Below are 10,422 nucleotides of genomic sequence, written 5' to 3'. Positions count from 1 at the left end.
CGCTGGGCGCCCCTGGAATTCGCGTCAGTATGCCTGAGGCTCAGACGAAGGTGTCGTCATCGTCGAAGAAGCCGCCGCCGCTGTCGTAGTCGCTGTCCACGTAGCCGCCCTGATCCGTGTTCCAACTGCTGTCGTCGGCGACCTGGCGCTGGCTGTCCTGGTCGTTCCAGCCGCTGTTGTCGCTGGCCGGCGCCGGTTCGTCATGGATCACCTCGACCACCTCGTTGGGCTGCGAGTTGTGGTTGAACAGGCTGCTGATACCTTGTGCCAGCAGTACACCGCCCGCCACCCCGGCCGCCGTCTGCATGGCGCCGCCAAGGAAGCTGCTGGCGCCGCTGCGTGCAGGCGCCGCACCGAAGCCTTGCGCCTGGGCTTGGGCTTGCGGCGGCTGGGCGTAGGCTTGCGGGGCCGGTGCCGGGTCGCGCCAGCCACCGCCGGACGCGGGCGGTGCCACTGGCCGTTGCGGCTCGGGGGCGGGACTGCGTGGGCTGCTGCCGAAGATACTGGAAAGGAAGCCACCACTGCTGCGCGACGCTTCCGGCGCCTGCTCGCGCGCCTGCTTGAGCTGGGCCTCGAGGTCCTTGACGCGGGCGTCGAGCTGCTTGAGCGCCGCCTCCTGCACCAGGATCGCCTGGGCCATGTAGTACGGCGCCGCCGGTTGCTGGCGCAGGTGTTCTTCGATACGCGCCTGGGCCTGAGCGTCGCGCGGCTGTTGCGGATCCTCGGCCTGCTTGATGCGGGTGAACAAGCCGTCGATCAGGGTTTGCTCTTCAGTGTTCATGGGCTACCTCGTGGGCCATGCGGAACATCGGACACCTGCAAAGATGGGGCGCGCAAGCGACGGATTCAATCGCCGGAGCGATGAAAGTTTTTTCAGGCAGGCGCGGCTGGGCTAAAGTGATGCACCGCTTTTTTCCTGCGATCCGGACCGATGAACCCGCTGACCATCCTGCGTGACTCCCTGTACTTCTTCCGCCGCCACTTCACCAGCATCGTGCAGCTGTGCCTGCCGCTGGTGGTGCTCGAAGCCCTGTTCACCCAGCTGCTCTATCGCCAGATGGGCGACAGCGCCTCGCCGGCTTACGGCATGCTGGTCAGCCTGCTGTTCTACCCGCTGTACAGCGCCGCGCTGATCCTCTATCTGGACACCCGCAGCCAGGGCCTGGACACCCGCAAGCGTGATCTGTTCGCCCGCGCCGTGCAGCTGTGGCCAGCCCTGGCCCTGCTCATCCTGATCAGCTCGCTGCTGATCATGGCGGGCCTGGCGCTGTTCGTGTTCCCCGGCATCTGGATCATGATCAACCTGGTGTTCGCCGAATACCTGCTGGTGCTGCGCGGCCTGCCCGTGATCGAGTCGATGCGCACCAGCGCACGCATGACCACCGGCCACTTCCTGCGCATCCTGATGTGCGTGTTGGCGGTACTGGCGCCGCTGTGGCTGCTCGACGGCCTGCTGCTGATGGCCTTCCCCGAGCCGCAGCCTGGCGTGCAACTGGCGCTGGACAGCCTCAGCGGCTTCCTGCAGTTGTTCAGCAGCGTGGTGCTGTACCGGCTGTTCATGTTGCTGGAGGACAACGCTCACGCGTGATTCATCGACGCTGTGCAGGTGGGGTACAGGTTGAAGCTTTTGACCCTGCCGCCTCGGCAAGCGGCCCCCTAGTCTGGGGCCTCTTCCCTACTCCGAGCCGCTCACCATGCATTCAGACATTCTCGCCCTGTATGGCCGCTCTTTCCGCGCCCAGCTTTATCTCAACAGTGCGCGCAGCCTCAAGCCCCTGCGCCTGAGCCGCTCGGACGACAGCTTCAGTTGGACCGGCATCGCCGAAGATGACTGGTTGCAGGTCGGTAGCGATGGACAAAGCCCCGCCATGGACTTCGTGTTTCGCCACAGCAGCAGCGACAGACTGTATTTCGACATCACCCTGCCGGGTCCACCCCGCGACAGCAGCGGCCAGGGCTCGGCCAAGCGCCTTGGCATAAGCATCAATGGCTTCCTGGGGTTCTACTGGGTAGCTGACGTGACCGAGCCCTGGAAAATCGAGCCGCTAGCGATGGACGAATCGGGCTTGCTCTGCCACTTGCGAGACCACCTCGGACAGCGGGTGGGGATACGGCCAGGCAACACAATGCGTAACGGCCAGCGGGCGCAATGGCTGAACACCCTCGAGGGCCAGGTGCAGACCTTCGTCCTGCGCCAGGCTTGAACCCAGAGCGTCGTACAGGACGAGCGCCTATTCAGGACAGCCGGAGCGCGGTGATCCTCCGCGCCCCAGTGGCCTCCGACTGCCTATGCCTCGACGGACTGCGCCCCAAGCCAGAGGCCTTCGCCACCCTGGGCATGAGCTGTGGCAGCCATGATTACCGCCAGGGCACCTTCGAGGGGGGATGCCGCTGTCGGAGAACAGCAAGGCCGCGCTGCAGGTCCACAGCCTGCTTTGCGACAGCAACGACCAGTGGCGCACCGCGTTCAACCTCAAGAACGTGTTCGACCGCCGTTATTACGCCGCAGGTCTGGCGCAGGCCGTGGGCGATGAGCACAGGACGCTGATGTCGGTGGCGTACAGCTTCTGAGTGAGGCGGCACGGCCGGCGCGGGTTCAGGACTTTCTGGGCTTGGCCCGCGCGGTCGCCTCGGCGACCAGCGGGTCGTCTGGCCAGTAGTGCTTGGGGTAACGTCCCTTCAAATCCTTCTTCACCTCGGCATAGGTGGTGCGCCAGAAGTTGGCCAGGTCCTGGGTCACCTGCACGGGCCGGCGAGCCGGCGACAGCAAGTGCAACTTGACCTGCTGACGGCCCTGGGCGATGCGCGGCGTGTCGGCCAGGCCGAACAGCTCCTGCAAGCGCACGGCGAGAATCGGCGGCTGCTCGCTGTAGTCCAGGCGGATGTTCGACCCCGACGGCACGCACAGGTGCACCGGCGCCCACTCGTCGAGGCGCTGCGGCAAGGGCCAGGGCAGCAGGTTGCGCAGGATGGACGAGAGGTCCAACTGAGCGAAGTGGCTCAGCCGTGAGACGTTGCCCAGGAAGGGTTGCAACCAGTCTTCGAGGCTCGCCAGCAAGGCGTCGTCGCTCAGGTCGGGCCATTGGCTGACCCCATCGTGTTGCAGATCCAGCTGACGCAATAGTGCCAAACGGGCCTGCCACTGGCGCAGCTCGGGATTCCACGGCAACAACGCCAGTCCCTTGCACCGCACCAGGCCGACCAGCGCCCGCGACCGGGCCTCGTCATCCAGACCCGGCAGCGCCTGGGTGGCCAGCACCAGCTCGCCGACCCTGCGCTGGCGCTCGGCGCGCAACACGTGCTCGCGTTCGTCCCACTCCAGCACATCGACCACCTCGACCTGCTCGGCGAGAATGTCCTCGAACAAGGCCGGATCGAACTCGGCGGCCAGGTAGATGCGCTCCTCGCGCTGACCCTGACGACTGCCCAGCTCGGCAATCACCAGCCAGGCGCACTTCATCAGCGCATCGACTTCAGCGAACAGCGCCGCGCGACCGTTGGCCAGCCGGTACTCGGCGCCCCCCTCGCGGCGCTGACGGGCAATACGGTCCGGATAGGCCAACGCCAGCAGCGCGCCGAGCCAACGCGGGTGGTCAGGGTCGGCGACCGTATTGGCCGCCTTGCCGCGCAGCAGTCCACGGTATTGCCGCGCCAATTGGCGGACCCGCTGCACGGCGCCGCGACTGCCACGCTCGGCCACCTGCGCGCCGCCGACCAGCGCCAGGCGCGTGTGCAGGTCGGCGCCAGCGCCGCGCTGGATATCGCGCTCACCCAGCAGTGCGGCCACCTCGCAGGCCATGTCGGTCAGCCCCAGTTGCTGCCCGCGCAACAGCAGGTGGGCGATGCGCGGATGGGCCGGCAGCTCGGCCATGGCCTGGCCGTGGGCGCCGAGTGCCTCGCGGCTGTCAGGTTTGAAGGCGCCGAGCCGCACCAGCAGGTCCTGGGCCTGGGCATAGGCCGCACTCGGGGGCTGGTCGAGCCAGCGCAGTTGCTCGGGCGCCACGCCCCAGCGGGCTAGTTGCAGGGCCAGTCCAGCCAGATCGGCCTGCACTATTTCTGCGCTGCCGTGCGCAGCCAACTGCTCATGCTGCGCTTCGGACCACAGGCGATAGCACACCCCAGGCTCCAGACGGCCGGCCCGACCGGCACGTTGCGTGGCGCTGGCGCGTGAAATGCGCTGGGTGTCCAGGCGGGTCATGCCGCTGCCGGGATCGAAACGCGGCACCCGAGCAAGTCCTGCGTCGATCACCACGCGCACGCCGTCGATGGTCAGGCTGGTCTCGGCAATGTTGGTGGCCAGCACCACCTTGCGCTGGCCCGTCGGCGGAGGATCGATGGCGGCGCGCTGGGCGTCGAGGTCCAGCTCGCCGTGCAGCGGACACAGCAGGATGTCGCGACGCTCGCCGAGCGCCGCCTGCAATGCCTGATGCACGCGCCGGATCTCAGCCTGACCGGGCAGGAACACCAGCAGGCTGCCGGGCTGCTCGGCCAGCGCCTGCTGTACGCAATCGACAATGCGTGGCTCGACGAACTCGCCCAACTGCCACGACCTGCCCCAGCGGATATCCACCGGGTACATGCGCCCTTCGCTGCTCACCACCGGCGCGTCGTCAAGCAGGCGCGACAAGCGCTCGCCTTCGAGCGTCGCCGACATCAGCAGGATCTTCAGCGGCGGATCGTCGCGCAGCAGCTCGCGGCCGTTGAGGCTCAGCGCCAGGGCCAAATCGGCATCCAGGCTGCGTTCGTGAAACTCGTCGAAGATCAACAGCCCCACCCCCTCCAACGCCGGATCGGCCTGCAGGCGACGGGTGAGGATACCTTCGGTGACCACCTCGATCTGGGTGCGCGGGCCTATCTTGCTTTCAAGGCGTATTCGGTAGCCGACAGTCTCACCAACCTTCTCCCCCAGCTCACTGGCCAACCGCTCGGCCGCCGCCCGCGCCGCCAGGCGGCGCGGTTCGAGCATGACGATGCGCTGTCCGGCCAGCCACGGTTCATTCAACAGCGCCAGCGGCACGCGGGTGGTCTTGCCCGCGCCTGGCGGGGCTTGCAGCACTACCTCGTCGCGCGCTTGAAGGGCTTTGAGAAGGGCCGGCAAGGCGGCATCGATTGGCAGCGGTGGCATAAGGTCTCCCGAACAAGCGCAGGAGTATATCGAATCGACCGAGGGCATTTGCTTCATTGTAAGTGACCAACGGTCATGTACTCGGCAAGCGGCGCAGTCACATAAGTGACCAATCAGTCAAGATATGGTCAATTGGTTTTTATTCCTTGCTATTTCAATGACCTAGCTCGAACGACGGTGCAAATGCGAAAAAAACGTCAGTTTTTCGTGAAAGCCATGTGCTGCACCGTTTAGCTGAAACGTTGAACTTCTGCGCTAGAGCCCATGAACTTTTTTTCATGCAAATCTCTAAGCCTGCGTAGCAAGCCGGGATGGGTCTGAAGTCGGTCATGCCGCGGCGCGGGAGTTTTCCACGTGCCTTGATCGAGAATCTACCGACCTCCGATGAGAACAAGAATGGAGTCGTCAGTGATGCCGAAGCTGCTTTGCGCTGCACTTTCCACGACCTATAAAGAGGATGCACTGAACCTTGAGGCCTTTGCCCAAAGCGTCGCCCCGTTGATGGTCGACGTGCTGTTACGCGGGGAAACCGGGACGGGCAAGGACACGCTGGCGGAGAAGATCCACCGCATGTCCGGGCGCTCCGGCAAGTTCGTCGCCATCAACTGCGCCGCCATTCCCGAGAGCCTGGCCGAAAGCCAACTGTTCGGCGCCAACTCCGGCGCATTCACCGGCGCCAGCCAGAGCCGCGCGGGGTTCGTCGAGGCGGCGCATAACGGCACGCTGTATCTGGACGAAGTCGACAGCATGCCTCTGACGCTGCAAGCCAAGCTGCTGCGGGTGCTGGAATCGCGGACCGTCCAACGGCTGGGTTCGACCCAGAGCATTCCAGTGAACATGCGGGTGATCGCGTCAGCCCAGTGCCCGCTGGCCGAGATGGTCGAACGCGGAGAATTTCGCCGTGACCTGTACTTCCGGCTGAACATCGTCAGCCTCAAGCTGCCGCCGCTGCGCAGCCGTCGGGAACGCATCGTGCCGCTGTTCCTGTCACTGGTAAAGCGCGAAGCCGCCGCCCTGGACCGGCCCTACCTGGCCCCCTCGCCGGGGTTGCTGTCACACCTGGTCGGCCACGCCTGGCCGGGCAACATCCGCGAGCTGCAATCGGCTGCCAAGCGCTACGTGCTCGGCCTGCCGCCGCTGCCGCGCGCTGAACTGGCGGAGCGTTGCAGCAGCGCCACGCTCAACCTGAAAGAGCAGTTGCAGCAGTTCGAGAAAGTGCTCATCGAAGACTGCATGCGCCGTCACCATCGCCATATCGACACCGTCATCGCCGAGCTGGGCATCGCCCGGCGCACGCTCTACTACCGGATGAAGTGCCTGGAAATTTCGACGAACTGAGCGGCCGGCGTGGAACCGTTTGTAGCTGAACGGCCACCCAGGTTTCGAGACAGTCACACGCGTCTCGCCATTCAACCGATCCGGAGACACGACTATGAGTTTTGGTGGAGCTTCTCTTGCGGCCTCCATGGCGGCCATGCAGCAGATGGATGCGACCTCGGCCGCGATGACGACCATGAAATCCCAATTCGACCAGCAGAAACTGGTCGCCGACACCATGAACGCCATCTCGGCCGAGTCCATGGACAGCGCCACCAAGGCCATCACGGCCATGGGGGAGGCGTCCAAGAACATACGCTTCTGACGAACCGCTTCAAACCCCGCTGAGGCGGGGTCTCTTCGAGCGCGATGAGATCAGACCCATGCCTATCGATCGGCTGAACAGCCTTCGCCCCCCTGCTGCCCTGCTGCCTGACGCCCACACGCCGCGCCGCGACTCGGTCACCCAGCGCGTGGCCGATGCGCTGACCGAGCACGTCACCCGCCATGCCGGCAGCGGCCGACTGAAGGAGTCGCTGCTGCGCTGGGGCGCCGAACACACTGGCGCAGGCGGGCGCTCGCCTTTGGCCTGGCAACCGCCCCAGCAGGACCTGGCGCTGCCCACGCAAAGTCCGCTGAACCTGGTCCTCACGGACATCCTGGAAGAAATCAACGGCGGTACCGGCCAGAACCTGGAAGTGGACATCGACGACGCCTATTGCGATGAAGACCTGCTCGGCGACCTGGCGCAGATGCTCGCCCCGCGCAGGCCGCCGCTGGGTGACAACGACATTGGCAACCAGAGCGATTTCGGCAGCGCCAACAACCCGTTCTGCGGCGCCCTGTTCAGCGCCTGGGAGAGCGGCGGTGCGCTGGACCGCAGCCGCGCGAGTCTGCGCTTGCTGCTCAGGCTCATCGCCTTGCTGGGTCGACGCAAGCTGCTGGTGCTGCTGGACCTCGACGACCGTACCGGCCAGGCGCACTACGCCTCGGACGATCAGGACCTGCTGTTCGAAGTCGCAGGCTTCATGGATCAACACCCGCAACGCTACCCGTCGCCTGCCGCCGCCGACGGACACGCCGGCACCTGGACCGAGCGCATCGCCCTGGGCACGCCGCTGCAGGATCGCGAAGTCCGGCTGTTCCAGTTGGCGTTGGAGCAACTGGACCTGGCACTGGCCCGCCTCGACGGGCAGGCCCCACTGGCGCGCCGCCGCGTCAGACGCAGCCGCGAGGCCGTCGAATTCCATCTGAGCGTGACCGGCAGTGCCCGCAACGTGCTGCGGCTGATGTGCGCCTGAACGGCCGCGCCCTTTTCGCTACGCCCCAACCCGATTGGAGACACCCATGGAAATCCAAGCCGTCGATACCCAGCAACTGGCCGCCACCAGCAAGACCGGCGCCAAGCCGCAGGCCAGCGCCGAGACCAGTGACGTCAGTTGGTTCAGTGCGCAGATGCGCGAGAAGCCGCCCGCGCCAGACAACCCGAACAACGTCGCAGCCCGCATCATCGACTCGTTGTCCAGCCGCTCCGGCGAACTGCAGCGTCTGGACGAGCGCGCCAACCGTGATCTGGTCAAGGCCATCCGCACCGCCGACCCGCAGGACATGCTGCAGTCGAACCGCTCGTTGTCGTCGTTCCACCTGGAAAGCCTGATGACCGCCAAGCTGGTCAGCAAGGGCTCCCAGGCCATCGAGAAACTCACCAACCTCCAGTGAAGGAATTGCCGGCCATGTTCATGCGCGCCTGCTCGACGTTGTTGCTGTGCCTGCTGCTCACCGCCTGCGAGGAGCGCTCGACGCTGCACAGTCGTCTCTCCGAGCAGGATGCCAATGAAGTGATCGCGCAGTTGGCGGACAACGACATCCGGGCCAGCAAGCGCACGGAAAAGGACGGCATGAGCGTCCTGGTCGCGCCTGCCGACCTCAACAGCGCCGTGCGCGTGCTCGAAGCGGCCGGCCTGCCACGGCGCTCACGCGCCAGCCTGGGCGATATCTTTCGCAAGGAAGGGGTGATTTCCACGCCGTTGGAGGAACGCGCCCGCTACATCTACGCGCTGTCCCAGGAGCTCGAATCGACCCTGTCGCAGATCGACGGCGTGGTACTCGCCCGCGTCCATGTGGTCCTGCCGGAGCGGGTCGCGCCCGGTGAGCCGGTGCAGCCGGCGTCGGCCTCGGTGTTCATCAAGCACACCGGCGCGCTGGACCCGGACAGCATCACGCCACGGGTGCGCAACCTGATCGCCAGCGGCATCCCCGGCATGGCCGATGCCGCGCATAACACCAGCAAGTTGTCGGTGGTGTTCGTGCCCACGTTGCCTTATCAGGAGCGGCGCGAGATGGCGCCGTTCGGGCCGTTCCTGATGAAAGCCGAAGACGTCGGCTACTGGCGAACGGTCATGGTCGTGACCGGCATCGTCTTGCTGAGCCTGCTGCTGGGGGTCGGCTACGGGCTCTACCGACTGTGGCGCACAGGTGCCCTGACGCTGCCGCGCGTGCTGCAACAGAAGCTCGCCCGACCCGGCACCGCACCGGGCAATCCAGCAGCCACCTTGTTCGCCGTGAAACCCGCGGGCGCTGCCCCCCGTGACAAAGGCTCGGCCGCATGAGCGCGGCACTGACCTGGATTCACTGGTGGCACCACGCCTGGCAACTGGCCGCCATCGACTGGCAGCCACCCGGCCTCGACCAACTGAGCACCTCGCAGTTGCACGCCCTCGCCCGTGGGCACCACGCCGCGTTGGCCAAGGGCTTGGGCATCACGCCGTGCATGCCGCCCGAACCGAACCCGGCGATGCAGGCCCTGCTGTGTACGCCCGCCACCTTGACGCTGGCCTGCGAACTGGTGGCCGCCACCTGTTCACCGCGCTCGGCAGCCCCGACGTTGTCGACGCAGGACCGCGCCTGGTGCGAGCGCACGGCCAAGGCGCTGCGCCCCGGACACTGGCTCGAACCGGACCAGGATCCTCTGGCGCTGCTGCGGGCCTGGCTGGATGAGCCGACCTGGCAACGCGCGCGCCTGGCCTTCCCCCGCGCCAGGGTCGAGGCCCTCGAGCGCTGGGCGACGCCGCAGCCGCCAGCCGCCAGGCTCGACACGCTGTGGCAGTCGGTCTGCTGGAGGACCGGGCAACGCCCAGCGCCCAACACCCCGCCCGCTCACGACACGGAGACACCCGATGCTCGCCCGTCGCTCGCTTGAACTACGCCCCAACGCTCAAGGCCTGCTGCAACCCTGCATCGCCCGCGAAACCCTGATCGATTGCGGTCGGGCGCAACGGGTCATCGAACAGGCCCAGGAGCAAGCCGCGCAGGTGCTCGAGCAGGCCCGTGACCTGGCCGAGGCCGAGCGGCTCGACGCCCAGGCGCGGTTCTGGGAAAACGCCGACGCCGCGCTCGCCGCCTGGGAAGCACAGCGCCAGGCCATGTGGGAGCAGATCGAAGCCAGCGCAGCACGGCTGGTCAACGAGGCGCTGCGCACGCTGCTGGACGAGGTGCCGGAACCGGCGCGCATCGACGCCCTGGTGCGCCAGTTGGCCAGCGGGCAGCGCGAGTCGGCCAGTGCCACGCTGCACTGTCATCCTGACGACCTGACGAACCTGACCCGGACCCTCGGCAACACGGCCGCGCAGCCCTGGACGCTGGTGGCCGATGCCGGCATGGACCGTCACCAACTGAGGCTGCAGACCCCCGCCGGCACCTTCCTGCTCGACTGGCCGAGCACCGTGCAAGCGCTGCACATGCCGGTGCCGTCATCTAGCGCCGCTCCTCTGTAGGAACCGCCTTGCCTCGCAATCATCCTGAACGCCCGCGATGACTGACTTTACGGCCGCTTCGCGCCCGATCGCGGCGCAAGGCCGCTCCCACTAAAGCCACGCTGGATTCTGGAAATCATGCGCTGCAGATGAACAGCAAATGCACGATCACCCGGTGTCGCATGCCGTGCCCAAGAAGTGAAGCGAGCGCAATCTTGGTGGGAGCGG

12 protein-coding genes are annotated in these 10,422 nt (G+C 66.3%); 10 read left to right on the top strand and 2 right to left on the bottom strand.

From position 1 onward, the window contains the following. Positions 1-40: 40 nt before the first annotated feature. Positions 41-781, bottom strand: a complete 741-nt coding sequence (locus tag ACK2SD_RS03830) for a DUF2076 domain-containing protein (protein ID WP_412461391.1) — start codon at positions 779-781, stop codon at positions 41-43. A gap of 150 nt (positions 782-931) precedes the next feature. Here ACK2SD_RS03830 and ACK2SD_RS03825 point away from each other — a divergent pair, with 150 nt between their 5' ends. From ACK2SD_RS03825 to ACK2SD_RS03815, 3 genes are all read left to right on the top strand, one after another. Further along, on the top strand, positions 932-1,588 hold the full coding sequence (locus ACK2SD_RS03825) for a hypothetical protein (RefSeq protein WP_412461390.1): 657 nt from the start codon (positions 932-934) through the stop codon (positions 1,586-1,588). Between the two features lie 106 nt (positions 1,589-1,694). Continuing rightward, positions 1,695-2,204 (top strand): hypothetical protein, encoded by a 510-nt coding sequence (locus ACK2SD_RS03820; protein WP_412461389.1) that lies wholly within the window; start codon positions 1,695-1,697, stop codon positions 2,202-2,204. Between the two features lie 181 nt (positions 2,205-2,385). Continuing rightward, entirely contained in the window at positions 2,386-2,571 is a 186-nt protein-coding gene (locus ACK2SD_RS03815; RefSeq protein ID WP_412461388.1) for a hypothetical protein, read from the top strand. Between the two features lie 25 nt (positions 2,572-2,596). On the opposite strand, the gene hrpB is transcribed toward ACK2SD_RS03815, so the two are convergent. Further along, complete coding sequence (gene hrpB / locus ACK2SD_RS03810) at positions 2,597-5,125, bottom strand: ATP-dependent helicase HrpB (RefSeq protein ID WP_412461387.1); 2,529 nt, start codon at positions 5,123-5,125, stop codon at positions 2,597-2,599. Between the two features lie 411 nt (positions 5,126-5,536). Between hrpB and ACK2SD_RS03805 the strand changes: the two genes are divergently transcribed. From ACK2SD_RS03805 to sctL, 7 genes are all read left to right on the top strand, one after another. Next, positions 5,537-6,463 carry a sigma 54-interacting transcriptional regulator gene (locus ACK2SD_RS03805; RefSeq protein WP_295488499.1) on the top strand — a complete coding sequence of 309 codons (927 nt, stop codon included), beginning with the start codon at positions 5,537-5,539 and terminating at the stop codon, positions 6,461-6,463. Between the two features lie 94 nt (positions 6,464-6,557). Next, positions 6,558-6,767, top strand: coding sequence for a hypothetical protein (locus ACK2SD_RS03800; RefSeq protein ID WP_029612820.1), 210 nt, complete (start codon positions 6,558-6,560; stop codon positions 6,765-6,767). 58 nt (positions 6,768-6,825) lie between these two features. After that, on the top strand, positions 6,826-7,743 hold the full coding sequence (locus ACK2SD_RS03795) for a type III secretion protein (RefSeq protein WP_412461386.1): 918 nt from the start codon (positions 6,826-6,828) through the stop codon (positions 7,741-7,743). 46 nt (positions 7,744-7,789) lie between these two features. Beyond that, complete coding sequence (sctI, locus tag ACK2SD_RS03790; RefSeq protein ID WP_039580498.1) at positions 7,790-8,161, top strand: type III secretion system inner rod subunit SctI; 372 nt, start codon at positions 7,790-7,792, stop codon at positions 8,159-8,161. Between the two features lie 14 nt (positions 8,162-8,175). Continuing rightward, entirely contained in the window at positions 8,176-9,051 is an 876-nt protein-coding gene (gene sctJ, locus ACK2SD_RS03785) for a type III secretion system inner membrane ring lipoprotein SctJ (protein ID WP_412461385.1), read from the top strand. Continuing rightward, positions 9,048-9,641 carry a type III secretion protein gene (locus ACK2SD_RS03780; protein WP_412461384.1) on the top strand — a complete coding sequence of 198 codons (594 nt, stop codon included), beginning with the start codon at positions 9,048-9,050 and terminating at the stop codon, positions 9,639-9,641. The genes sctJ and ACK2SD_RS03780 overlap by 4 nt, the downstream gene beginning before the upstream one ends. Next, positions 9,619-10,215: a type III secretion system stator protein SctL gene (gene sctL / locus ACK2SD_RS03775; RefSeq protein ID WP_412461383.1), complete on the top strand. Its 597-nt coding sequence runs from the start codon at positions 9,619-9,621 to the stop codon at positions 10,213-10,215. Before ACK2SD_RS03780 ends, sctL begins: the two co-directional genes overlap by 23 nt. Positions 10,216-10,422 lie beyond the last annotated feature (207 nt).

The organism is Pseudomonas sp. SC11, assembly GCF_047039205.1.
Taxonomy (GTDB): Bacteria; Pseudomonadota; Gammaproteobacteria; order Pseudomonadales; family Pseudomonadaceae; genus Aquipseudomonas; species Aquipseudomonas boreofloridensis.
Note: the sequence above shows the minus strand (reverse complement) of the source record. Positions and strands in the feature narration are given on the sequence as shown.